The sequence below is a fragment of the Laceyella tengchongensis genome (genome assembly GCF_900182735.1).
Taxonomy (GTDB): Bacteria; Bacillota; Bacilli; order Thermoactinomycetales; family Thermoactinomycetaceae; genus Laceyella; species Laceyella tengchongensis.
In genome coordinates this window covers 458631-481462 of the sequence record NZ_FXTU01000003.1, presented here as the reverse complement: position 1 = coordinate 481462, position 22832 = coordinate 458631, and the positions used below count along the sequence as shown (strand labels likewise).

The window sequence follows — 22832 nt, the reverse complement described above, 5'->3', positions numbered from 1 at the left end:
TCGATACGCACGCTACAGGGGGCTTGCAAAAATTCAAGAGCAATGCCTCCTAACTGCTGTGGCTCAAAACATAAAAAAGTTGGCTATGCTGCTTTCGAGAGCAGGTAAGGGAGGTGGTTTTAAGTTTATATGGGTTGATATTCATCCATTAATTGTTTATATCCCTTTTATATACAAAAACCCTGCGATCAACAAAGTTGATTCGCAGGGTTTGTCAACATTCTCAGCCTGGCATAGCCAGGCTTTATAAGAAAAGAGCGGGTTAAAATGAAGTTATCATTAACAAATAATAAAATATACCGAAAGTTATTAAGTGCATTGTTCACTTGGATTTTGTTTTTATTAGGTTATTCTTATGTAATTATTGAATCTACGACGAGTGAATTTATGTTTTTTTTAGCCATTGCAAGTTTTTTTTCTTTTATTGGTATTTTTGGTTATGGATTAATGGTATCAATATTTTTTGATTTTATAACTAAAAAAATAAAAGGTGTTACAAGGTATATTGTTAAGTTTATTCTCTATGTTATTTCTGGTTTGATTGGAAGTGCTATTATTTCAATTGGTCAAAATGATCTGGAACAATTTTATATTTTCACTACAATAATTGCGATTGTATATTTTTTAATTGATGAGTTGAATGCAATGTTTATAAATAAAAATTAGTGTACTTTTTTGTGGGAAGATTAATCAAAGTTGATAGCCTAGCAATTTGCTGGGCTTTTTTATATTAATGGTCCGTGAACCTCCTGGCATTTTTGCACCATTACGGTTCACAGATCGTTTTGTTTTTTTTGTTTTAATGAAAATACTTAAAATGGCTGAAGTTCACATACAGTTTTTAGCTGAATCCATAATGGATTGAAAATCAGTGGGTAACCTTTAGAGAAAATAAAAAAGGACGACTTCACTCGTCCCGCCTTAATCATGACTAATTGAAGCTCCTTCCCTTCAACCAGGAAGGGGTCTTTTCGTTTGCCGTTGAAGATGATTAGGTATACATCTTCTCATAAAATTTCATCTTGTTATGGCACACTTCGCAATCGGGAGCGTGGCCGTCGTTGTTCGTGTCTTTGTATTCTTCCCAGCAAAATCTGCACTTCCAGCGGTAGATGACTCGACCGCCGTCTTCATCTTGGTCGTCATTGCTTGATCCCCAGAAGAATGAAACGCTTTCACCCAAACCACCATTCAACGCAACCACCGAGAATGGATTAAGTACGAAACGGCGATGTAGCCATGGTTTAAACATGTAACTCCCTCCAATTAAAAAATGAATGGTTGTGATCATGTGACGGACATCGATGCCTTTATAGCAGGCTTGAAACCGGCATTAATTGTTACCAAAACACATCCGGAAATCTTTTGGCTAAAGCGGTACCCTCACGTAGAACTCCCAAAAGCCATCGTTTTTTTTCGTTCGATCGCGATGTGCAGAGAGTTTTCTGCTAAGATCAATGGTGTTGATATTCCCTCACGTGAGTATCATTACCAGCTTGGTCTAGTCTCCGGCTTTCCTCCCATTGCGGTCGAATTTTTTTGTGATTTTTGCGAAGATAACAGCCTTGAAGTCCAAGGGGCCATGTTTGAATATGCAGGGCGGTATTTCTTTGGGCGATACAATGACGCAAAAGCGATTGCTGCATGGTTATGGTCCCAAGTGCCTATCTCTCCATCAGAAGTAAAAATTGACTATCATGGGCGCAAATTGAGCATGTATCCGCCCAACGATACAAGAGCATAAGGTTGTAGCCCTGATGTTGGACGCCTTACCAAACCCGGTAAGGCGCTATTTGTTTAGCTCCAAGGTGGATCGGCGATAAAGCGCATGTAATCACCTCCATTCACTATGATAACTTTATATTACCATGTTAATTAAAGATATACAACATCATTTTCAGAAAAGGGTCACAATCCTGGCATTGGCTCCCTTTTATGTGTTAATTTAAGAATGACATGTTATGAAGAGGAGCTAGACAATGGAATATCGATACACTAAAGAAGTTGCGGGAAAAATTTATCCTGAGCCATACAAAGATCACTCTTTTCTTTTTCGTCTGGCTGATCTGTTAGAGAAAAAAGGATACAGCCAACGCCAAATCGCACGCATCATTGATGTGAACCATCCCTTCATCAATAAGATGGCAAATGGGAAAATAGAAGAATTGCCGTTAGGACATGCCCTGAAACTGTGCATAGAACTGGAGTGCACGCTGAATGATTTGCTGCCAATTGTGAAATTGAATCAACAAGAAGAGAAGGCTTGAGGTGGGTTGCTTCCACTTCAAGCCTGTTCTTATTTCACACAAAAAATCGAAGCGTAATACAAAAAGTCATACAAAATGATTGAAAAGTAATACTTTTAGTAATACAATATGGGTGTCAGAAAAAACAGAAAGGAGCATGTGCATTGGAAACTGCACAACATTTGACACAAAGCCATCCAGCCATAGAAAAGCAGTTTATCGGCCAAGATGGTCGTCCGGTCATCACCCTTCGTGGCCGATCGGCTGCCATTGATATTGGGAACACCGAAGTCAACTGCATCTTTGGTAGCGAAAAGTCCCGCTTTGTCTTTCCCAATGTTATTGCCGAAATGCCATTCGATGATGTGCTGGAGCAAGAGAATGACATTCTAGAAGGTCTGCGCGTAAAAATTGATTCACCGGCCCTGAACAGGAAATGGGGAACTCTCGCCGTTGGCCAGTTAGCCGCGAGGCAACAGGATGAACGTAGAGAAATCTCCCCCGGCTCTATTAAAGCCAACGAAGATCAGTCATTCATCGTGTTTCTAACGGCATTGGCAGTCGATGCGGTGAAGCATTTTGCGGTGAAAAATGGCGTTTGCTTAGCTACATATTGCTTAAGTGGTGGATTGCCGATCAGTGAGTTTAAGAACAAGGAGCTGCGCAAGCAATTTAAACAGAAGATGACAAGTGGTGTGCATAAGGTGACGTTTTTAGAAACGGCTTCCCCCTATCGCCACGTTGAAGTGCATCTTGAGGTGTTTGATGTGAAGTTAAGCTCGGAGGGGCAGGCAGCTAATCTGGAGCTGACGACGGATGCCTTTGGCGGCTACAAACCGCTACCGGGGACGGAAGGGAACTACATGATTTTGGACAATGGAGGAGGCACCCTGGATTGTGCGGTGATTTTGGCTGGTGGGAAGACGGACAACGAACGGTCCAAAGGGGAACAGAAACTGGGCATTAACAAGACGCTGGATTCTATTCTGGACAGCATATATGCCAAATACAATGTCACCTTTGAATCGAGAAAGCAGTTGGCTGATCATATCCTGGCTTCAAGGAAAGGTTCGCCGCTATCAACCCAAGTTAAAGATATTCTGGTGCAAGGGAAACCAAAGCAGATTCAAGATATTGTCGATGGCCATTTGCGCAGGTATGCGCAGACCATTTATGAGTACATGAAGCGGAAGTGGAGTGAGGTTTCCAACTGCCAGTCCGCATACTTTATCGGGGGTGCGAGCAACCTGATCCGACCGTATTTGTCGGAGTTGAACCGAGGGGAAGGGATGGCTGGCGAATACGTGATCTATTTTCTTGATCCCAATCAGTCGTTCTGGATCCTGGCGGAGGCGTATCACAAAATTGGTGTTTACCATCGTGAACACGGGAAAAAACGCAAGATTGTGCTTATTCCTCCTCAAGCGCCATAGTGAAAAGGAATGATATAACGGGTTATAATAGAGACCTCTGAAGGGGTCTTTTGTTGTAGGGAGGGAGAAGTCCATTGGTTGAGAAGAAATACGGTCCGGGTACGCAATTACCCAACACCCGATTAAATAAAAAAACGCCGCAATACGTGTTTGACTATTTGGAGAAGCATCAGCCGAAAAGTGCCGATTTGATGCGTTTGATTCAGCTGGGAATCGAAGTGGAGCTCAATCGGGAGCAATACGGGTTATTTATTCCCTATGCCCCATTGTCTAAGGAGCAGATTCGCGAATTGGAAACCAACGAAGTGTTGAAGGTCAAGTTCATGCAATTTGCCAAATGGTTCTTTTTTACGGAGGGCAATGAGCCGCCGCCATTTGTTTCTGCTACGGTGAAGGCGACAGAATCGATGGCAGTTCATCCCGTTGATTCGAAGAATACGTCCGTTGTCACGGAAGAGAAACAGATGGACGAAGAGCAATGGCTTTTAACCAATGAATACATGCATCTTGCCATGCAGCATCTGGATGATGATGATGACTGATGAAGTCAGTTAGACATCGTTGCCCATTGTTTATAAGGATGAGGGGATTAGCATGTAAAATGATTGTAATCTTCAGTAATAGAGGGGGGATATATGAGTCAATGGAAGTAGCTTTGCATTTTTAAAACAGGAGGATATAGTAGATGAGGTTCAATAATGAGGGTATATATCATTGTAATTGCCTGTGGATTGGCTTGTGTCATCTTGTTGAACCTATAATAGTTTTTCCAGAAGTGAAGGTTGTTTAAGATGAAGGAGGAATATTATTGACTATGGGAAAGTGGAAGATACCTACTATTCTATTAATACTATTAATCATACATATAAATATCCCCCATCTAGCATTAGCGCAGCCTCATACATGGTTGGACACAAAAACAGAGAAGATATTGCTTGCAGAAGGCATTGAAATACCAACGATTCCGAGTAATGACCCGATAGAGATACCGAAAGTGAAGATACCGGAAAATAAGATTGAGGTACCGAAGGCGGAGATTCCCAAAGCCCCGGTGCAAGAATCGACCGGCTTTATTGATCAGTTGCTAAAATGGCTACAACAGCAGTTATCCTTGATTTTGGCGCTGTTATGTATGGGACTGGGTCTGTTTTTTCTAAGTACCAACCCCCTTGTGGGTATTTCGATCGTGATGGGAATGGCGGTTGGCGGATTTGGAGCTTGGATGGCTGATAAGGATGTTCCCGGTATTGCGCAAGAGGCGATAATTGGTGCATTAGCTGGTTTGGTCGGATTGGGGGCCGGAGCGCTCGCATTTCGATTGATCGGGGGGAGAATTGCAACACTGGCTCCTCCTTGGCTAGGAAAATGGCTTCCGTCCGTTGGCTCAGGTGGTGTAGCAGGAGTGGCGGACAGTGCCTCTTTTGATTATATGCGTGATGGAAAGGTGGATTGGAAAAAAGCAGGGCTTGTTGGGTTATTAGGTGTCGCGATCGGTTTTGCTTGTATGGGGGTTGCTCAATATGGAGGCAAACTCGTTGCTCCTACCATTGTGTCCAAAATTAATGATATTCCATTAACGTCCGTTTCTGTTTTTAAGGACGGGAGGGCTTTTCCAAAGACTGTTGGGGATACACCGTTTGGTGTTTGGTTACAGAAGTTTGCTTCGAATGGTAACAATAATACAGTAAAATTCAAAAGTGGATTTGATACTCACTTTACCGTTGGAGAAGGAATAGGGAAAGGGAAAAAAGGGATTGTCGGGGGACATAATATGCATGACTTCTATAAAACATTGGAAACAACAGGTATGGATCCGAGCGATTTAATAATTAGTAAACAGCAACATCCTACTTTTCCCGGCTTGTATGAAGTACGATACAAGATTCCATCCTTAACTTATGGTCCGGATGGAAAACTAATTCCCTCTGGTCAATTTAAGACAATACGATTTCCTAAAACTGTATATAACCCTAATGTTTATACAGATGCTCAAATGATTCAATGGGGAAAAGAGGCGATGGAAGAAGGTATCAAAGCGAAAAGGATTACTGGGAGAGAAGTAGAGGGCTATAGTTCCAATGGGATGAAATTTAGAGGATATATAAATGATCAAGGGGAAATTACAAATTTTTTCCCTACGTTTAAATAATAACTTGGTTATCGGGAAATAGGGAGGTTTTAATGTATGTACAATCATAAGGAGCAAACATATAAAATCTTTTATGATGATAAAGAGAAAAAGGATTTTATGAAATATTATTTTTGGCATATTGGAGATGGTTATTTCATTGATGCATTAAATAATTTTAAAGATAAATCAGGTTTCGGAATAGAATGTGTTGGCATTCTATTTCGTGATGATTTTGATGAATGGGAGGAATATCGTTGTAAAGAAGATGAAGTATCTTTAATTAAAGATTATCCTGCGGCGGAAGAAGATACAATGGGCTATTTGAGTTTTAAGGATTTTTATAATTGCCTTATCGATCACAGTAAAGAATATATCAAAAAATATCCAGAGCATGAGGAAGAGGTTTGCAAACTGTTAAGAGAAATTAAGGTGAGTTTGGATATAAACACATAACGTAGCGGTGCCAATAGTGCGTTTCTCGGAACTCAATCCGAATATTATCCATAACAAAAATCCTCTGACTGAATCAGAGGATTTTTGTTGCTTAATTCCAAAGTGGGCTCAATATGGTCAAATAGAATGTAATACTTGTACGGGTATGTTGCTATTCTAATTCGAAATTGGATTCAATTTTAGGGAGGTCACCAAACCCTTTGGATACCAAAGGGTTAATTGAGGCTTAAAAGTGAAAAAGTATTTATCTTATAAGTTATCTGTCATTTCAATACAGATGGCGATGTATATACAGGGGTATTTATATTCCATCAGGTATAACAGGTTATACAGGCGGAAGAGATGTTTGGTGCGGTAATGGCATTTAGGTGAAAAGTTGGTATTGGAGGTAGTTTTACAATGGAATGGGAGTATAAAAAGCCCATTGATGAAAAGCGGATTCGGGAAGTTGAAATGGAATTAGGAGTTCATTTTCCAAAGTCTTTTTTTGATTGTGTATTAAAAAATAATGCGGGACGTCCCAAAACAAAAATTTTATTTGATTTGGGGAATGAGAAAGAGAAAGTCTTTGGAAATCTGTTTAACTTCAACGAGGATGAAGATCATTTTTCATTCTTGGAGGCACATGAAGTATTGATTGGAGAACACAAGGCTCCAATAGAACTTGTTCCTTTCGCTGATGATCCGGCAGGAAACTTCATTTGTTTTGATTATCGTACACTTGTAGCCGGGGAGCCGATTGTTGTTTTTTACTATCATGAGCGTGATGAAGACAATATTAAAAAGATTGCCGATTCCTTCTCTCTGTTTCTAGATATGCTATATGAGCCGAGAGACTAGCAAAGAAAATATTTTTTAAGAAGAGCCTACTTGAGCGGGCTCTCTTTTATTTTGTAATTGAACAAACAGGAGGGATTTAAAATGGCTAAGTGGGAAGCAGTAAAGTAGCCGGCTACAGATGAAGACATCCAGCGGATTGAGGAGTTTGTTGGTCAGCGTTTGCGAAGGTTTATTGCTTTTTGGTTTAGTTCAAACTTGGTTTTGTAGATAAAAATCTTTTAATTGGCTATAATCAAAAGGGATAAATATATAAATTTAACGGAAAATTGTTAGTAGAAAGGAGGAGCTATGTGGCTTGGTTTAAGACCAAAAGTGGGATAGGGAGCCTATTAGGTCTCTTTTTTTTGTTGATTGTTTTCTGGAACTCACTCTTCGGATTTTATCAAGGAGTTGGTAAAAGCATGGAGCCAGCCTTAATGGAAGGGGAAGTGTATCTGGTTAAAAAGAATCCCGATACCATTAAGCGAGGGGATATAATCGTTTTTCGAGCTCCAGGAGTCAAACAGGTGCATACGAAACGAGTTGTTGCTTTTGGAAATGAGACAGTCGAGATAAAGGAAGGCCAGCTATATATCAACGGGCAAATCTTTATGGAACCGTATGGTCCACGCTCGGACAAAAGGATTAATCAAGAAACCGTGGTGGTGCCAGCCGATCATTTCTTTGTTCTCGGAGATAATCGTTTAACGAGCTATGATAGCCGCCAGTTTGGTGCCATTAAGAAAGACGATATCATTGGAGTAGTTGTGAAGTAGAAAGGGTGTAATGCTTGTGTTAGATGTTTTGCGAGTGTATTGGGTTCAGCTCATAAAGCAACCAAAAAACACCATTCGACAAGCAATGGAGGAAACGTCAACGAAGTTGTTATTTGTGTTAATTTCACTGTTTGGGATTACCTTGTGTCTGGAACAAGCAATGAATCGAGACGCAGGGGATACCACCTCTATACCAGTGATTCTGCTTTTATCCATGGTGATAGGTCCCATACTGGGAGCGGTCGCCTGGTTTTTAGGAAGTCTTTGTACATTCGGTGTGGCCAGGTTATTCGGAGGTGTAGCAACATTCAGGGAGACGAGTGAAGCCAGTGCATGGGCGACGGTGGCATATACGACAAAGATGGCCTTGTTCATACCCATGTTGCTGATCTTTCGGCAAGAGAACTTTACTTCTAACACTCCTGATATTGATTCTTCCATGTTCCTTGCCTTATTGTTTTTTCTTTGCCTGACAGCAAACTTTGTCATGACGATTTATTACATCATTGTCCATTCCAAAATCATTGGAGAAATTCATGAGATAGGCTCTTGGAAAGGTTTTGCTTCGATCATTCTTGTTCCTCTAGTACTTATTTTACTTCTATTTCTTCTGGCTTTGTCACAGTAACTAAGGAAGGGGAAGGAATGATGAAGCATTGGCTTAAAAGAGTTAAACAGCATTTACATTCAAAGCGAGGGGCTTCAACGGTAGAGTATATCATCATCATTGTAGCTGGTGCTCTTTTAGCTGGGTTGCTTTTGACTGCAGTAAATAGTTCAGAAATCCAACAATCTCTGCAAGAGAAAGTGGAAGAGGTACTAAGTGACACACCCAACCAGGACGTAAATAAGCCAACCGAACCAACATCACCCCAGATTGTAACGAGTGATCATTCCAAGCCCCCCAGTCTTTCTGATGTGCAGCCAATGAAGTCTCCAGGCGAAAAAGAACCAAGCCTTCTTGACCGGTTAAAACAGAAGACTTTGGATGGTATTGATTGGGCGGGAAATAAAATTGATCAAGGCATCAATTGGTTAGGTAAACAGAAGGATCAGATTTTAAATGAGGATATTAAACGTGCTATCAATGAGCCAGGAGCTTATTTTTCTGAAGTATTTGGATTTGAGGACTATAAGGCTGCTTGGGATAAGTTAACTTCTGATCCTTTAGGCTATGCCAAGGATTCATGGGATAATTTGAAGGCTAGTGTAAACGACATTATTGAGAATCCAGAGAAACTTATTTTCGATAAAGAAATGTTCATGGAAGCGTGGAATGGGAAGGACAAGAATGGAAAGTCTATTCCGCTTCCAAATCGCCTATGGAACATGGTCGAGAGCCTACCGACACCTGTTAAGTTGGTTAAAGTCGGTCGGATAGCTAAGGATACGCTGGTACCTGACAGTTGTCATTGTGCCATGAAAAATCCAAAAAAAGATAAAGTTAATAATAAACGAGTTAAGCAATTTACCAAAAATGGTGAAGAGAAATTTACCAAGGAAATACTTGCAACAAAGCCGAAGAATTCACCTAACCCTGAAAAGTGGTTAAATAAAGGTGGAAGTATCACTATAGATGACAAGGGGGTTTGGACTTATACAAATAGTGAAGGTAAATCAGTAAGCTACCCTGATGGATATCCTGATTTTTCAAAATATATTCATCCGAAAGTTAAACCGGTTAAAATTAAGTTTTCAAATCCTGAGGATCGCCAAAAAGATTTCAGAGAAGCCAACGCAAAAGCGGGTTTAGATAAAAATTCTGATCCACCTGTTCCAGCAAGTCATAGACCACCAAAAGGATATACTTGGCATCATCATCAAGATGGAACGACAATGATGCTTGTAGAATATTCTATTCATAGACAGTTTACTCATGTAGGTGGAATATCTGAAATGAAAAAGTGAGACCTATCAATATGGTTAAAAGCGCCATTAGGCGCTTTTTTCATTCTTCATATTCTTTACAATTAACCAACCCATTTATAAAGGTTTTAAAATCCTTTGCAAGGACAGTGATCGTAGGTTCATCGGGATTTCCAACATCAACATGAATAACTCGGGGCTCACCATTTTTTCCACATTGGCTATAATCTAACATCACTGCATCGTGACCTGCTGATGGACAATCACATATTACAAATCCTAGATGAATAGGATAACCCCAATCTTCATCAATACTTCGGAGTTCTTCAGAGTCAATACCGTCAGTTCCTCCAATGCCACGAATATTTTCAATCGCAATATGATTCTCTGCCCAAGAGGTTCGAACGGTTGTTGGAAAGCAAGAGTTGGCAGGAATTCCGCCATTTTGTGTTTTGATTAGCTCTATGTAAGAACTAGGAAGTTTGAAATTTAGCTTTTGTTCAGCTTGAGCTATCATTTCATCTGTTACTGGAATGGGACTAGTATATTCATCTAATGGTAGCCAAAACCCTTGGAAATCCTTTTTCATTTCATTCCCACCACCAAATCTTAAAAAATAAGGGAGCCTATTGAAGATCAATTTTGATGATAATGTCTCAAGTTTATTAGAGATATTATAACATATACAAAGTGTTGTTAAAACGCTTATCAGAAGTCACTATCTCTAAGAGGAATTTTGTTTGAGGTGCCCTAATGGGTATTTATAAGCAACTTTACAATGGAATGGGAGTATAAAAAGCCCATTGATGAAAAGCGGATTCGGGAAGTTGAAATGGAATTAGGAGTTCATTTTCCAAAGTCTTTTTTTGATTGTGTATTAAAAAATAATGCGGGACGTCCCAAAACAAAAATTTTATTTGATTTGGGGAATGAGAAAGAGAAAGTCTTTGGAAATCTGTTTAACTTCAACGAGGACGAAGATCATTTTTCAATCTTGGAGGCACATGAAGTATTGATTGGAGAACACAAGGCTCAATAGAACTTGTTCCTTTCGCTGATGATCCGGCAGGAAACTTCATTTGTTTTGATTATCGTACACTTGTAGCTGGGGAGCCGATTGTTGTTTTCTTCTATCATGAGCGTGATGAAGACAATATTAAAAAGATTGCCGACTCCTTTTCTCAGTTTCTAGATATGCTTTATGAGCCGAGAGATTAGCTAAAATAGAGCCTACCTGTGTGGCTCAATCAGGAGGGGGAACAATGACTAAATGGGAAGCAGTAAAGCAGCTGGCTACAGATGAAGATATTCAGCGGATTGAGGAGTTTGTTGGTCAGCGTTTGCCTAGTGCTTATGTAAAATGGGCGAAGGTTTATCATGGAAGCAATCCCGGATGTTACATTGATGTAGATGGTGAACCCTATTCTTTCGATCGGTGGTTATCTATTTCAGAAGAAGTAGGGGATGATGATGGCTTTTGCCATGTGATTGGGGAATATAGACAGATGTATCTCACTGATGACTCTGACCCTTCCCTTCCTACAGGGTTTGTTCCCTTTGCATTGGATGGACAGAACAAATGGTATTGTTTCGATTATCGAGGATCAACTGAATCTCCCTCAATCGTGCTAATTAATTGGGAGGCTCATTATGAGGATGATCCAGATTATGTCGTTACTAAAATAAAAGGATCGTTTAGCGAATTAGTGAATAGCTTGTACTATCCATCTACTTAGACTTGTTTCAACTTTGCTTTAAAGCAGGAGCAGGGGGGAGGGGATTTGTTACATGATTACTTGGATAAAGCGAGAAGAAAAAATGCCTGTTGAACAATTTGATGAAGTTGAAGCAAGACTAGAAGTGCAATTTCCACAAGATTATGTAAATTGGGTTCAACAATATAGACGACCAGAAAGCGGCCATGGACACATTCTATCAATGAGGAGCATTATCATTTTGATGAGTTTTATGATCCGGAAGAGATCTTCGATGAAGTTGAGGCCCTGTATTTTGGTGAAGAAGAATTTAAAGAAAAAGGACTGATTGTTCCCTTTGGATTTGATTCAGCCTTAAATCGCTATTGTTTTTTTTATGATAAAAACAAAGAAAATCCAGTGATCATCTGGTTTTCCTCTGATGATGCTCTTTCGGAGATTTTTGATAGCACGGGATTTAATTTAGATCGTGTTCGGGTAGTCGGATCTTCTTTTACAGAGTTCATTATTTCTTTATATGAAAGAACCGATTACTAACTTTTTATAGCGCCAATATGGCGCTTTTTTAATTTTGCGCTGTTTTGACATATTGATCCCTTATACTGTTAATGGGGGATTATGATGACTTTTACCACGTGATGGGGGCATATAGGCAGATGTATCTCGCTGATGACTATGATCTTTCATGCCAGAAAGAAAAAATAAAGTGAGGTTTGTTTCCTATGAACATAAAGGGTTTTGGTAAAGCAACAAAAGAAATGATACAAAGTCTTGAGCAACAAATTGGGTTTTCGCTTCCGGAAGATTATAAACACTTTTTGCGAAAGTATAATGGAGGCACAGCCTTAGTAAGGTACAGTACTTTTTATGTAAAAGAACTAAATGAGACCATTCCGCTGGATGTAATGTATGGACTGGGAGTGGAACGTTCTTTTGATTTGGTCATGTGGCATCATGAGTATAGAGATGATTTGTTGCCTAACAGCATAATCATCGGCGATTGTCCTGGATCAGGGAAAATTGTATTAGTTACTGATCTTGTCAATGAAGGAGTTTACTATTGGGATTACGCATTCCATTTTGCACAGTCAGATGAAGATGCAAACACTTTTAAAATTTCTGATAGTTTTCGAGATTTTGTTTATGGGTTGAAACATCCATAAATCTCAATCACCCCTTCATAACGAATACCCACTTGCAGTAAAAACGCAAGTGGGTGATGGCTATTTGCTCGCATCCTTAGCAATCTCATAGGTATAAGCAAATTCATGTAATGAAGCATTGGCGATAATGCGGCTGTATTCAAACAAGATTTCTTCATCGTGATCGCCGTTTTCAGGTTTGGCCCAGATCCAGCGGTCCATTTCCACGATTGGTTGGTTTCTTCCGATATGGAGGAGGGTGGCCTCATCGGCTGATGGCATGCGACAGGTGAGTTGTTCATGCGTGCGGATGGGCAGCAGTTGTTTATGCTCACGGAGCCATTTGAACAACGGAAGTTGGTGATCTTCTTGCCCAACCAATTCGCCGGCTACGGAGGCGAGCAGATGGTGTCCAAGATCCGGTAATGAACGCGGTCGACTAGTTGCACACGATAGCGACGCAATATGTTCTCATGCTCCGGTATGTTGAGCTTAGCGCCAATCTCTTCGCCGGCGGGGCGGATGGAGGATGGTTCCAGATAGCGGATGAGTATATCCCGACCAGACGCACGCATGGAATGGATGAAAGAACCGACTTGCTGCAATTCAGGGCCTTTGTTTTTGGGAGTTCCGCCACCCATTTTTACTTTTGGCGCATGGGAACGGACAAAAATGCCACCGCGAGGCACAATATCGATGAGATTGTCTGATTGAAGGCGAAGGAGCGCTGTCCGGATGGTGGGGCGGCTAACCCCCAATTCATCGGCTAATACGCGTTCCGCTGGCAACCGCTGCCCGGCCACATATTTCCCTTCTATGATCCGTTTATGGATGATTTTTACGACCTCGTCTATTTTGGAGTTGCTCATCTGGTTCACCTCATTCACCGGATAAAGGCTTTTTCCTGATGTTGCAGATAGTCTTGGATGCGAACGCGTTGGGCGGGATGCATCGCAAGCTGTTTCGTTTCTTCTACGGTGAAAAATTGGACTTCATACGACTCCGAACTAATGGATAATTCACCACCAATAATTCGGCATTCAAAACAGATGGAAAACTGTTGGCGCACTTCCCCATCTGAGTAGGCGATGATGTGCTCAGGATCAGTGTAAATCCCGATACATTTTAAAACCTCCACCTCAAACCCCGTTTCTTCTTTCACTTCCCGGATGATCGCTTGTTCGATGGATTCGCCAAGTTCCAACGCTCCACCTGGCAAAGACCATAGTGCATTGTCTCTGCGCTTATAGAGCAAGATTTTTCCGTTTGAATCCGTGACCACTGCCGAGGCAGCCGGAACAATGGAGTTGGATTGGGGGGCGTTTGGTTGATGATAGTAATCTTTTCGTGCCACAGTAAAGGTTCTGAAGAAACGGTGGAAGGGCTGCTCGTGCGATTGTGCGACAAGCTTCAAATTCCGGTGGAATATAATTTGGCTGAGCTGATGATGGTCTTACGTCGCAAAGGATTGGTACAGAGGAAAGAAATAGAAATGATGAGTACAACACAAATAAAGCGAATGAATGGATAAGAGAATGGTAGTCATGTCATGCTACGGTTCTCATTTTTTGATTCTGATCTATCTCAAGTCTTTGAGATCTATTCTGTCAAACCCTCTCCCATTGTACAAAAGGATTGATCAACTCCATCAGTTCACTCTTTGCTTCTTCATGATCCGCTGACATGAAGAGTTGGCCTGTTTCTTCAAAAAGTAAGAGGCGGCAACCCTTATAACCAAAGCGATACCGGTGAACAGTGAAAGCAAGGCGGGTGGTTGGCTTTTCCACACACTGAGCGCGTAAGATTTGCAGAAATGCTTCTTCACATGAAAATTCCCCGGTTTGAAATGACGGACTATCCATCAACGATACATCCCAGGCATTAGCAAAGATGAAGTCACTTAGTTTCTCGCATGCAAGGATTTGTGCCTCATCATAAAGAGATTCTACGATCACGGGTGGGTCTTCGGTCCCATTTAACAAAACCCACCATGACCAACATCCTTGGCACTCAATAAAGAAATAAATGCCTTCATTGGCCTTTATGTTGTCGGGAAGGTTCAGGAACTTTAACCCCAATTCCAGCTCCCAATATTCGCGCGTTTCCAATTCGATGCGTTGAAGGGGGACCAATTGGTCCCCGTTTCCGTCTTCAAACCATTCTTCCACTCCCTCCACGGCATAAAGTTCTTTTAATGCTAGTGGAAGTGTGCGGTTAATCTCTGCTTCCTTTTCCGTGATCAACTGCAAACGGTGAGGTGAATAGACAGGTGAAATGCCCATTAATTTGAAGGATTCCGTATGAAACTTGGTAGTCTGTCTCATTTTTCCTCCGCAGTTGTGTCGTCTGACTCCACCCGTTCCAACACCGTTGTCAGCAATTCCAAAGCCAATTCCCGTTGCTTGGGGGTTAAAGGCTTTCCGTTCCAATGGGCTGTTTCATTGGCCAGGATGGTTTTGAGATCCGGATTGTTCTCATGCGTGGGCGTGGGAATGTGGTCTTCCCCGGTCAAGTAGTCCAATGATACATTGAAAAAGTTAGCGATTTTTTTCAATGTATCAATGTCGGGTTTTCGTTTACCTTGCTCGTAATTGGCGATTTGTCCACGGGTGAAGTTGAGCTGCTCAGCCAGTTCGTACTGGCTTAATTTTTTCGCTTTTCTCAATGCAATCAAGCGTTCATTGAACATAGTGATCTCCCCAATAAAATTACCTTGAGTTCATTATAAGCAACATTTTGTGTCCATTCCAAAAAGGAAACAAAATGTTTCCTTTTTGTGTTGATAGAAACGGATTGTTTCTATAAGAGTGATGACACAAGCCAAAGGAGAGGATGTTCATGCGGGTGGAACGCATTACGGGATTTATGGATAACGGCAGAGCGAAATTATGGGTAAGGGTGGATGGAAAGTTGAAGATATTGAATCGTATTACCGTTCAAGAGATCGATCCATTGCTCATTAGAAAGCCGGCTGCTCCGGATGGCTCGCTTCATCTACATTCACTCCCTCAAACATGGGGATGAAAGAGATGGGGAGGAAGGGCTCGTGGCTATATACAGACAAGTGCATGTGGATTTTTGGCAGGATGGTTTTGTCTTGGACTTAACACCGGAAGAAAAATACTTCTTTCTTTATTTGATGACGAACAGCAAAACCACGCAATGCGGCATTTATGAACTGCCTAAGCGGATCATTGAAACGGAAACAGGCTATAACCGGGAGACGGTGGAAAAGCTGCTAGACCGTTTCTCTGATTATGGCAAGGTGGAGTACAACAATGATACGAAAGAACTCATGATTTTCAATTGGATCAAGTACAACAAGATCAACAGCCCCAAAGTGAAGCAATGCATCGTCAAAGAACTGAAAAAGGTGAAGCACCAGCCGTTTGTCGACCGTTTCTATAGACTTTGCAAACAGTTTGGATACCCCATGGATACCGTATCAGTAAACTATGGGGAAGAACAAGAAAAAGAAGAAGAACAAGAAAAAGAAAGAAAGGGTCGTCAGAGAGGAATTTGAAGAGAAGCATTCGGCTTATATCGGCGAAGTGCCAGAATGCGACGAAAATCGGAGTGGGTGGTGAAGTGCATGTTTGCCATGCTATTGTTTTCGTGGAAAATCGGATAGCGTGCAAGAAATGGTTATCAAAACAATGGATGCGCGTCATTGGCTACAAGCGGCTATGTATCCGGAGCAAAAGCAAGGGGAGAAAAAATCATATTGGGATGATGAGTGGTGAGACGTGTCACTGGGATGTCAAATGGTCTACAGAACACGTCTCTTTCATTTTGCCTCATATTGGGGTTCGTTGAGCGAAGGGATTGGGTGTTGATGATCGAAGAAGATTCCTCTGTATTAAGCACATTGCATTTAGGTGTTTCGCTGGAATTGGAAAGGTTGGAAAAGCGGATCGCTTTGTATCAACGAACGAAGGACAATCGCACGCTCTACTGTTGTGTGGCCAGTTGGTACCGGGTGCAACAAAGTTTGCTGTATTTGGCAAAGCGGCTTTATCCCGTGCATGACACGCAAGCGCGCTTTCAATATGAGACGCAAAAGATGAAACGGCTACATATCCCATTGCCTTTGCATGCGGAAGAGCTGAAACAAATGAAGAACAAATATTTTCGGTGGTGAAAACAGATGGTGGACAAATTGATGGCAAAGCAACGATTGATTGAACATCGGATTGAATTGCTTGAAAGGTCTAAAACGCATTATTTGGAGGGGAAAAGCGCACGGTCTGCAAGCAAACTCATCAATGCGAAACTTCGTATTACGGGCCGGCCAGATGAAGTAAAGGATTTTGTGCGAGAGCTGCCCACGCATTTTCACGTATTGCAGGTGTCTCAGCCATATAAAAATCGGAACAGTCAATATGTGCGCGTTTATGCGGAAGTCACCAAAAAGAGTTGAGATGTTGGTGGCTTTTTCTCGTTTGCTTACTTTTCAAACGTAAAAACGGGAGGGAATGAACATGCAAGTTTTTGCGGGATTGAAGGAGCCCATCAATACCTTCGGCCAGATCGCGCTGGGAGTTATTCTGCTGGTGGCTTTTTATAAAGTCACCATCGCATATATTCGAGATCAACCCATCAAGTCCATGGTGAAAAAGTTTGTGGGAGCTTGTATCTTCATCGGAGCCGCAGCCGGACTGGTCGATCTGTCCGTTTTTGTCGGAGAATATCTTGTCGCCCCCATCAAAGCCATTATTACGGGTTTGGTTGATTCAATCGTAGAACCTTTAAAACAATAGGAGGGATGGGGGATGAAGTTATTCGCTGGGATTGTGTTTATGAGTTTGCAATATGTTAAATGGCTGTTACCCTTCCTCTTTCTGGGGAGGATCCTTGCTCATTTCATGGTTTACCGCGAGTGGAACCAAGTCATTGTAAAGGGGACTGCCTTTTTAATTGCCATAGCTTTAGTTGTGGGCATGCCATTGGGTTTGCTTGAGCTGATTTATCCAGAGGATATCAAAGCGTTTGAAAAATCGCTGGCCGACAAGGAGGAATAGTAATCATGATGACGATGGTGATCAGCCTGGTGGGTGCTGGGGTGCTGCAAACATGTTGAACGCAAGTTGTCGATCAAAAAGAAACAACAAAACAAGCTGGATCAGCTTCATTATGATCGGGACCAACAGGCTAAGTTGGTCTTTTTTGATGGGGAGGAAAGAGGATGATGAGAAAGAAACAAGCAGATCAGACCTTATCTATCGCTTCCGATTGTTTTCAACTGATTCCCGTTGTGCAGGATGGCGATCCAGTTGAAGCCACCGATGTGAAGAAGATCATCAATCATTTATGTCGCATGAATGCTCCCTTTCTAGAGAAAGGAGCTGGCGAAACGCATAAGGATCAGGAAACGCAAACCACCGTTTATTTTGATGTGCCGCATGTCAGCTACAAATTATACAAGCAGGATGGGCAGGTGTATTCATACGTATCGATTCCGCGAGCTGAGGAGTTAAAGCAGAAAATACAAGAAGCTTTGTTTTTGGATGTGGGAGGTTGTCGGTTTGTCCCTGCCAAGCTGACGCTGGATGATCAACATCTGCACGCCTTTGCCATCAAGGGAAGTCCTCATTTAGCCGTTGATCTGGAAGGCGATTTTGCTGAACGGATTATGCAACTTTTTCGGTCGGTGGACAAAGGAGAGCGGTTGCTTTACAGCCTCACCTTGAAAGAGGCAGAAGACCATGGTGCGTTGCGAAGAGAGTTTGCCAAACGTCTTGCAGGCATGAATCCCGATGATTGGAGATCGGTCTTATGGCATCATGCCAAGATAGGACTGATCCAGCTTATCCAGTTTTGGCTTGAAGAAGAAACGAAAGGCAAGATGAAGTCCTTGCTTAACAGGCTGACAGGTTATGGGCATGACAAGGCGGAACGGGCTCCTTTTTCACAACGGAAAATTCGATCGGATGCCAACCGATACATGTACACAGAGGCAATCTTTCTATTTTGGACAGAGCAAGAAGGACGGGCAGCTTCGTTTCAAAAGAAGTTGCAACGGCTGATGACTGATATGCAAGGGGAAAATCGCTTGGAAGTGGTGAAGATTCAGCCCGATTTGACCAAGGTAGAGAAGGGGTACATCGATTATCGGCACCCCCTCCTTTGTTTGTATCAGAAGGAACTAGTCCAGTTTCTCCATCTGCCAAGATCGGCTCACATGGATGGGGATTTTTATGTTGAACGCAAACAAAAGACGGAGATTCCAGCCGCTATGCTGACCAAGAAACCGGGTGCGGTGCCGTTTGCAAGATGTTTGAACACCAATCAGCTCATTTCCTTGCCGGCACCCAAAAGCAAACAGGATCTGGATGATCGGGTGAAGGCCACTTTGCTGGTTGGGGAGCAAGGCGGAGGGAAGACGACGGCGCTGGTAAACATGATCTTGGAAACATTTCATGTGAGGGCGGCTAGCAGGGAAGAGTGGCGCCAACATGCTTGCTCGGTGATCAGTTTTGATGTGGCTGATGGCGCAGTTATTGCCGAAACATTGCAACATATCCCTGACTGGTTGCTGGACCGTGTAGTGATCCTTAATCATGCCGACACCCAGCATCCGATTCCGGTCAACTTCCATGATATTTTGCAGCTGACGGGAAACCCGACGCAGATCGCTGAATTGGAGACGCGGATTTTGCTTGATTGCTTAAAAGATGATACCAAGACGATCGCCATTGAACGCTATTTTAAAAACGCGCTGAAAGCCAGTTACGCCGCAGGTCAGGGAATATCTTGGATGCGATGCGCATATTGATCGACACCGGTTACCGCAAGGAAATGCTTCAAGAGTTGGAGCGGAGCATGGGTATCTGTATGTAGAGCTTTTGCAGATGGAGCAGGAGTTTGCAGATGATCGCAACACCTTGAAGACGATTGAGAACCGCATTTCCGCTTATCGGACGGATCCATCCTTGATGGAAGTAATCGCCCAAGAACCATTAGACAGCATCAACTTCTGGAGATGGATGAACGGGGATGAACAGGGGGCATATCTCGTGTTGATCTACCTGCCCAAAAGCAATGACACAATCTCAGAAGCGTGCCGTAACTTTCTGTTCACCCACTATTTCATCAAAATATGGCGGATGATGTTGGCGCGGGAGATGTTAGACCCGGAGAAAAGGTCGGAGACGTTGGTTATCGTGGATGAGATCCATCAAGTCTTGGGGCAAAGAGCAGTGCAGGCGATGTTTGGCGACATCTTCAAAGAGCCTCGCAAATACCGGGTACGCTTTGTCTTTACGTTTCATGGCTGGTCCTCGTTGGAAGAGGCAGGACGGAAGAAAGAAGCGATCATTAAAGCGATGAAAGAAGCTGGTTGCAATCTGTTTTTGCTTAAAGGAGGCGACGAGTTTTTCAAATCCCTTGCCGGGATGTTGCATCCTTACACGGTTGCAGATTTTCATGCCTTGATGGGAATGCCGTATTGCGGCATCTTCCGCGTTGCTGTAAATAAGCGGGGCCATGTGTTCCAGGCGAGGTTACTGGAGCCAGCAGAAATGCGGTTACCAAAGTACCGGAAGATGCGATTGGGAGAGATACGGAAAATGCCTAATCAGCTTGGGCGACCAGGTGAGTTGGTTCAAAAGCGCATTTATAAAGAGTTGAAACAGATGTATCAATGGCCGGCGAAAAAGGAAAAGAAGGCTGCCAAAACGGTCGAGATTGATTTTTAAGGGGTTGGTGCGATGGTGATCGATGTTTTGCGCAATGATGAACTGGAGACACAGGAGAAAATGATGTTGCTCCTGTTTTACTTGGGCATGGCCGATCGTTACCAACTCGCCAAGCTGTTGGCAAGATCCGTTCATACTGTAGATCAAACCATCAAACGGTTAAACAAAAAAAGCAAAGAGGAAAAGCATATCCAGTCATGCACTGCCCCATTTAATAAAGGGCCGCGCATGTACCAATTGGGGCCTGCTGGTTGGAAATGGGTGATGGGCTGGCTGGAGGAAGACCGCCGTTATTATGAGCGAAGCGAGTCGCAGAAACGGCATTATCGCGGAATGACGGAGATCTTGATCCGGCTTATGCACGCGATGGGTAGAGATGAAGCGCTGGATCGGCTCCGTTTTTACAACACTTATGAGGCCACGGAGATGTTTCGTTATCCGTGGGAAGTGGTGAAATGGCAAGAGTGGCAAGATATGAAGCTAAGGCAGGAGGAAGAAAAGGAATTGCCCCGCCCTGATCTTTGCTTGGAGATCGATGATAGCTCTTTCTGGATTGAATACGACACAGCCAACGAAAGCCCAACCAAAATCAAGGCCAAATACCGACGTTACTACCGAGCCTTTAATCAGTTGGCTACCCGATCCAGCTCGCGTAAGCCCGTTGTCTGGGTGACCACATCACGAAGCCGGGTGGAGTTGATGAAAAGCTGGTTGGAAGTGGTGCGGCGAGAATGTGTACCTATCACACAAATGTGCTGGCACCGATGAGAAAAGGGATGATGTGTGATTTTTAATGCCGACTAATGATACCTATTTCTTTTGTTTTCGTTTGAATCGAATGATTGCTGTCACTTGGCGAGGCGGGATAAAGTGAGTGAACAGTGGTGAGGTGGCTTGATACCGAACTGAAGGGATCAGGAACACCTTTTTTATTTTGCAAAAGAAAGGGCGATGGTGTTGTTTGATGAGTTCGTTGCGCACACATCTATTGTCTCAATCATGCTTTTGGTGGGAACGACCAGCGTGGTGTTCCTCTATTTGCTCTTGCAAATCACATCACTGATGGAGCGGATTTTGACTGGCCAAGGTAAGCAAATGGTAGCAGATATGAAAGCCAGATTCATGCCTATGGGGCAAGAGGGTGTGAATAAACCACCCTTGAGAAAAAATCATAAGGCGTTTTGGCTTGCAGTTGGCATCGGGTATGGATTGGGAGGCTTGTTTTTGTTTTTGCCAGTGATCTTTGTGTTGTTCATTGTTTATTTAGTTTTTCGCTACATCATTTTCAGGCTTGTCTAAGTGTTACGGGAGTGTGTACCAAATCTCAAGGAGTTGACGGATGGGATGAGTAAACAACGTGTAAAACAAGAAGTGATTGAGCTGGAAGATGTTATTTTGATTATCAATGGTAGTCCCACACCGACTGCCTGTGAAAACTTTATCAGGATGGTAAACCAGATGAAAGTATCTCAAAAGAATGTTACTATACGTTGCAAATGATTTTCTTCACTTGTATTGCCTACCGAAACGAGATGAGAATGGCAAGAGACGGGCTTGTATGTTCAGTTGATGTTGGCAGCAAAGATATGCTAAAAAGAATGAGGACGAAGTGGATATTGGACATCTACCATATCCTTTAGTGAGCTAAAAAGTCTGTGAACCTCCCGGGGTTTTTGCATCATTAACGGTTCACAGATTATTTTGGTTTTTGATATAATGAAAATGCTTGAAATGACTGATGTTCACATACGGGTTTAGTTGTAACCATAGTGGTATTGAAATACCATTTTCATTTATCCATCTCTCCTTTTATTCGAGTTTAGTTGTAACCATAGTGGTATTGAAATAAAGTTCAAGAGATCGCCAATGGCATCAAAGCCCGCGTTTAGTTGTAACCATAGTGGTATTGAAATCTGGGAAAGTGGGTTCTGACGCTTCCCTACAGCTCAGTTTAGTTGTAACCATAGTGGTATTGAAATATAAATCAATATTCCACTTCGCCCTTTGTTGACCGGGTTTAGTTGTAACCATAGTGGTATTGAAATGTTTTGACGCAGGTAAAAGCCAAGCGGAAACCCACGTTTAGTTGTAACCATAGTGGTATTGAAATCCCATGCCTGCACCCATGAATTTGTCCGCCTTGGTGTTTAGTTGTAACCATAGTGGTATTGAAATTCATTCGCTTGGCTCAACTTGTACAAGAAATTCCCGTTTAGTTGTAACCATAGTGGTATTGAAATTCGCTTGATAAGCTAGCTGATTATCAAGCTACTATTGTTTAGTTGTAACCATAGTGGTATTGAAATTTTTCTTCTATGATCTTGGCATAGAAGTCTGCGTTGGGTTTAGTTGTAACCATAGTGGTATTGAAATATGAAAGAGCAGGCGCTTATCGCATGGGAAACTATCGTTTAGTTGTATCCATGGTGGTATTGAAATTTTCAGGAATCCGATTTGGCAAGCTGGCTTGTTTTTGTTTTAGTTGAATTCATAGTGGTATCAAATGTGTATCATGAACGTTCGTTATTGTTGCACGATTACACCATCTCATGTG

36 protein-coding genes, 1 pseudogene and 1 CRISPR repeat array are annotated in these 22832 nt (G+C 42.4%); of the genes and pseudogenes, 30 read left to right on the top strand and 7 right to left on the bottom strand.

Annotated features, from left to right (window positions below; genetic code table 11):
- Both QQZ12_RS17105 and QQZ12_RS09430 read left to right on the top strand, forming a co-directional pair.
- A pseudogene (locus tag QQZ12_RS17105) lies at positions 1-100 on the top strand (transposase); the annotation flags it as partial.
- A gap of 167 nt (positions 101-267) precedes the next feature.
- On the top strand, positions 268-666 hold the full coding sequence (locus QQZ12_RS09430) for a hypothetical protein (protein ID WP_022736249.1): 399 nt from the start codon (positions 268-270) through the stop codon (positions 664-666).
- 325 nt (positions 667-991) lie between these two features.
- On the opposite strand, the gene QQZ12_RS09425 is transcribed toward QQZ12_RS09430, so the two are convergent.
- Positions 992-1252, bottom strand: coding sequence for a hypothetical protein (locus tag QQZ12_RS09425; RefSeq protein ID WP_102992195.1), 261 nt, complete (start codon positions 1250-1252; stop codon positions 992-994).
- A gap of 39 nt (positions 1253-1291) precedes the next feature.
- Between QQZ12_RS09425 and QQZ12_RS09420 the strand changes: the two genes are divergently transcribed.
- From QQZ12_RS09420 to QQZ12_RS09375, 10 genes are all read left to right on the top strand, one after another.
- A complete protein-coding gene (locus tag QQZ12_RS09420) occupies positions 1292-1744 on the top strand; it encodes a hypothetical protein (RefSeq protein ID WP_284724311.1) in 453 nt (150 codons plus the stop codon).
- Between the two features lie 235 nt (positions 1745-1979).
- Complete coding sequence (locus QQZ12_RS09415; protein ID WP_022736252.1) at positions 1980-2267, top strand: helix-turn-helix domain-containing protein; 288 nt, start codon at positions 1980-1982, stop codon at positions 2265-2267.
- Positions 2268-2410: 143 nt separating this feature from the next.
- Entirely contained in the window at positions 2411-3679 is a 1269-nt protein-coding gene (locus tag QQZ12_RS09410; protein ID WP_284724310.1) for a ParM/StbA family protein, read from the top strand.
- Between the two features lie 74 nt (positions 3680-3753).
- Positions 3754-4221 carry a hypothetical protein gene (locus tag QQZ12_RS09405; protein WP_284724309.1) on the top strand — a complete coding sequence of 156 codons (468 nt, stop codon included), beginning with the start codon at positions 3754-3756 and terminating at the stop codon, positions 4219-4221.
- A 272-nt stretch (positions 4222-4493) separates the two neighbouring features.
- Positions 4494-5828, top strand: coding sequence for a CdiA family toxin C-terminal domain-containing protein (locus QQZ12_RS09400; RefSeq protein ID WP_284724308.1), 1335 nt, complete (start codon positions 4494-4496; stop codon positions 5826-5828).
- A gap of 36 nt (positions 5829-5864) precedes the next feature.
- Entirely contained in the window at positions 5865-6263 is a 399-nt protein-coding gene (cdiI, locus tag QQZ12_RS09395) for a ribonuclease toxin immunity protein CdiI (RefSeq protein WP_102992200.1), read from the top strand.
- A 399-nt stretch (positions 6264-6662) separates the two neighbouring features.
- A complete protein-coding gene (locus QQZ12_RS09390) occupies positions 6663-7103 on the top strand; it encodes an SMI1/KNR4 family protein (protein WP_102992201.1) in 441 nt (146 codons plus the stop codon).
- A 290-nt stretch (positions 7104-7393) separates the two neighbouring features.
- Positions 7394-7858: a signal peptidase I gene (gene lepB / locus QQZ12_RS09385; RefSeq protein ID WP_259436573.1), complete on the top strand. Its 465-nt coding sequence runs from the start codon at positions 7394-7396 to the stop codon at positions 7856-7858.
- Between the two features lie 16 nt (positions 7859-7874).
- A complete protein-coding gene (locus QQZ12_RS09380) occupies positions 7875-8486 on the top strand; it encodes a YIP1 family protein (protein ID WP_194830617.1) in 612 nt (203 codons plus the stop codon).
- Positions 8487-8506: 20 nt separating this feature from the next.
- The gene (locus tag QQZ12_RS09375; RefSeq protein WP_181352957.1) at positions 8507-9766 is read left to right on the top strand and encodes a DUF4244 domain-containing protein; all 1260 of its coding nucleotides are present in this window, start codon (positions 8507-8509) and stop codon (positions 9764-9766) included.
- 40 nt (positions 9767-9806) lie between these two features.
- On the opposite strand, the gene QQZ12_RS09370 is transcribed toward QQZ12_RS09375, so the two are convergent.
- A complete protein-coding gene (locus QQZ12_RS09370; RefSeq protein ID WP_102992205.1) occupies positions 9807-10313 on the bottom strand; it encodes an SMI1/KNR4 family protein in 507 nt (168 codons plus the stop codon).
- Between the two features lie 189 nt (positions 10314-10502).
- Here QQZ12_RS09370 and QQZ12_RS09365 point away from each other — a divergent pair, with 189 nt between their 5' ends.
- The 5 genes from QQZ12_RS09365 to QQZ12_RS09350 all read left to right on the top strand — a co-directional run bounded on the left by QQZ12_RS09365 (position 10503) and on the right by QQZ12_RS09350 (position 12602).
- A complete protein-coding gene (locus QQZ12_RS09365) occupies positions 10503-10763 on the top strand; it encodes an SMI1/KNR4 family protein (RefSeq protein WP_102992206.1) in 261 nt (86 codons plus the stop codon).
- A complete protein-coding gene (locus QQZ12_RS17100; RefSeq protein WP_102993811.1) occupies positions 10736-10942 on the top strand; it encodes an SMI1/KNR4 family protein in 207 nt (68 codons plus the stop codon). The genes QQZ12_RS09365 and QQZ12_RS17100 overlap by 28 nt, the downstream gene beginning before the upstream one ends.
- Before the next feature lie 44 nt (positions 10943-10986).
- Positions 10987-11460, top strand: a complete 474-nt coding sequence (locus QQZ12_RS09360; RefSeq protein ID WP_102992207.1) for an SMI1/KNR4 family protein — start codon at positions 10987-10989, stop codon at positions 11458-11460.
- A 52-nt stretch (positions 11461-11512) separates the two neighbouring features.
- The gene (locus tag QQZ12_RS09355; protein WP_102992208.1) at positions 11513-11767 is read left to right on the top strand and encodes an SMI1/KNR4 family protein; all 255 of its coding nucleotides are present in this window, start codon (positions 11513-11515) and stop codon (positions 11765-11767) included.
- Between the two features lie 394 nt (positions 11768-12161).
- On the top strand, positions 12162-12602 hold the full coding sequence (locus tag QQZ12_RS09350; protein WP_102992209.1) for an SMI1/KNR4 family protein: 441 nt from the start codon (positions 12162-12164) through the stop codon (positions 12600-12602).
- A gap of 60 nt (positions 12603-12662) precedes the next feature.
- Here QQZ12_RS09350 and QQZ12_RS17095 read toward each other — a convergent pair whose 3' ends face one another.
- A complete protein-coding gene (locus QQZ12_RS17095; protein WP_262983053.1) occupies positions 12663-12932 on the bottom strand; it encodes a UTRA domain-containing protein in 270 nt (89 codons plus the stop codon).
- Between QQZ12_RS17095 and QQZ12_RS09340 the strand changes: the two genes are divergently transcribed.
- Positions 12882-13007 carry a hypothetical protein gene (locus QQZ12_RS09340; protein ID WP_259436577.1) on the top strand — a complete coding sequence of 42 codons (126 nt, stop codon included), beginning with the start codon at positions 12882-12884 and terminating at the stop codon, positions 13005-13007. The two genes, QQZ12_RS17095 and QQZ12_RS09340, sit on opposite strands and share 51 nt — an antisense overlap.
- Here QQZ12_RS09340 and QQZ12_RS09335 read toward each other — a convergent pair.
- On the bottom strand, positions 12971-13450 hold the full coding sequence (locus QQZ12_RS09335) for a GntR family transcriptional regulator (protein ID WP_154987179.1): 480 nt from the start codon (positions 13448-13450) through the stop codon (positions 12971-12973). The genes QQZ12_RS09340 and QQZ12_RS09335 overlap by 37 nt on opposite strands.
- A 14-nt stretch (positions 13451-13464) precedes the next feature.
- Positions 13465-13935: an NUDIX domain-containing protein gene (locus tag QQZ12_RS09330; RefSeq protein WP_102992212.1), complete on the bottom strand. Its 471-nt coding sequence runs from the start codon at positions 13933-13935 to the stop codon at positions 13465-13467.
- Between QQZ12_RS09330 and QQZ12_RS09325 the strand changes: the two genes are divergently transcribed.
- Complete coding sequence (locus QQZ12_RS09325) at positions 13909-14112, top strand: hypothetical protein (RefSeq protein ID WP_189319061.1); 204 nt, start codon at positions 13909-13911, stop codon at positions 14110-14112. The two genes, QQZ12_RS09330 and QQZ12_RS09325, sit on opposite strands and share 27 nt — an antisense overlap.
- A gap of 76 nt (positions 14113-14188) precedes the next feature.
- Here QQZ12_RS09325 and QQZ12_RS09320 read toward each other — a convergent pair whose 3' ends face one another.
- Entirely contained in the window at positions 14189-14905 is a 717-nt protein-coding gene (locus tag QQZ12_RS09320; RefSeq protein ID WP_154987181.1) for an SMI1/KNR4 family protein, read from the bottom strand.
- On the bottom strand, positions 14902-15270 hold the full coding sequence (locus QQZ12_RS09315) for a helix-turn-helix domain-containing protein (protein WP_102992215.1): 369 nt from the start codon (positions 15268-15270) through the stop codon (positions 14902-14904). The genes QQZ12_RS09320 and QQZ12_RS09315 overlap by 4 nt, the downstream gene beginning before the upstream one ends.
- 149 nt (positions 15271-15419) lie before the next feature.
- Between QQZ12_RS09315 and QQZ12_RS09310 the strand changes: the two genes are divergently transcribed.
- From QQZ12_RS09310 to QQZ12_RS09260, 11 genes are all read left to right on the top strand, one after another.
- The gene (locus tag QQZ12_RS09310) at positions 15420-15605 is read left to right on the top strand and encodes a hypothetical protein (protein ID WP_102992217.1); all 186 of its coding nucleotides are present in this window, start codon (positions 15420-15422) and stop codon (positions 15603-15605) included.
- A 22-nt stretch (positions 15606-15627) separates the two neighbouring features.
- Positions 15628-16104 carry a hypothetical protein gene (locus QQZ12_RS09305; RefSeq protein WP_102992218.1) on the top strand — a complete coding sequence of 159 codons (477 nt, stop codon included), beginning with the start codon at positions 15628-15630 and terminating at the stop codon, positions 16102-16104.
- A 312-nt stretch (positions 16105-16416) separates the two neighbouring features.
- Positions 16417-16722 (top strand): hypothetical protein, encoded by a 306-nt coding sequence (locus tag QQZ12_RS09300; protein WP_284724307.1) that lies wholly within the window; start codon positions 16417-16419, stop codon positions 16720-16722.
- A 21-nt stretch (positions 16723-16743) separates the two neighbouring features.
- The gene (locus QQZ12_RS09295) at positions 16744-17001 is read left to right on the top strand and encodes a DUF3970 family protein (protein WP_284724306.1); all 258 of its coding nucleotides are present in this window, start codon (positions 16744-16746) and stop codon (positions 16999-17001) included.
- Between the two features lie 61 nt (positions 17002-17062).
- Positions 17063-17341 (top strand): hypothetical protein, encoded by a 279-nt coding sequence (locus QQZ12_RS09290; RefSeq protein ID WP_102992221.1) that lies wholly within the window; start codon positions 17063-17065, stop codon positions 17339-17341.
- Positions 17342-17353: 12 nt separating this feature from the next.
- Positions 17354-17602: a hypothetical protein gene (locus QQZ12_RS09285; protein WP_284724305.1), complete on the top strand. Its 249-nt coding sequence runs from the start codon at positions 17354-17356 to the stop codon at positions 17600-17602.
- 164 nt (positions 17603-17766) lie between these two features.
- The gene (locus tag QQZ12_RS09280) at positions 17767-19356 is read left to right on the top strand and encodes a hypothetical protein (RefSeq protein WP_284724304.1); all 1590 of its coding nucleotides are present in this window, start codon (positions 17767-17769) and stop codon (positions 19354-19356) included.
- A gap of 76 nt (positions 19357-19432) precedes the next feature.
- Positions 19433-20278 (top strand): hypothetical protein, encoded by an 846-nt coding sequence (locus QQZ12_RS09275; RefSeq protein ID WP_284724303.1) that lies wholly within the window; start codon positions 19433-19435, stop codon positions 20276-20278.
- Positions 20279-20290: 12 nt separating this feature from the next.
- Positions 20291-21046 carry a replication-relaxation family protein gene (locus QQZ12_RS09270; RefSeq protein ID WP_102992225.1) on the top strand — a complete coding sequence of 252 codons (756 nt, stop codon included), beginning with the start codon at positions 20291-20293 and terminating at the stop codon, positions 21044-21046.
- Between the two features lie 183 nt (positions 21047-21229).
- On the top strand, positions 21230-21577 hold the full coding sequence (locus QQZ12_RS09265) for a hypothetical protein (RefSeq protein ID WP_102992226.1): 348 nt from the start codon (positions 21230-21232) through the stop codon (positions 21575-21577).
- A 45-nt stretch (positions 21578-21622) separates the two neighbouring features.
- Positions 21623-21778 (top strand): hypothetical protein, encoded by a 156-nt coding sequence (locus QQZ12_RS09260; RefSeq protein WP_189319015.1) that lies wholly within the window; start codon positions 21623-21625, stop codon positions 21776-21778.
- Between the two features lie 252 nt (positions 21779-22030).
- A CRISPR array of direct repeats spans positions 22031-22717; the repeat unit is 30 nt; unit sequence GTTTAGTTGTAACCATAGTGGTATTGAAAT.
- Between the last annotated feature and the right edge of the window lie 115 nt (positions 22718-22832).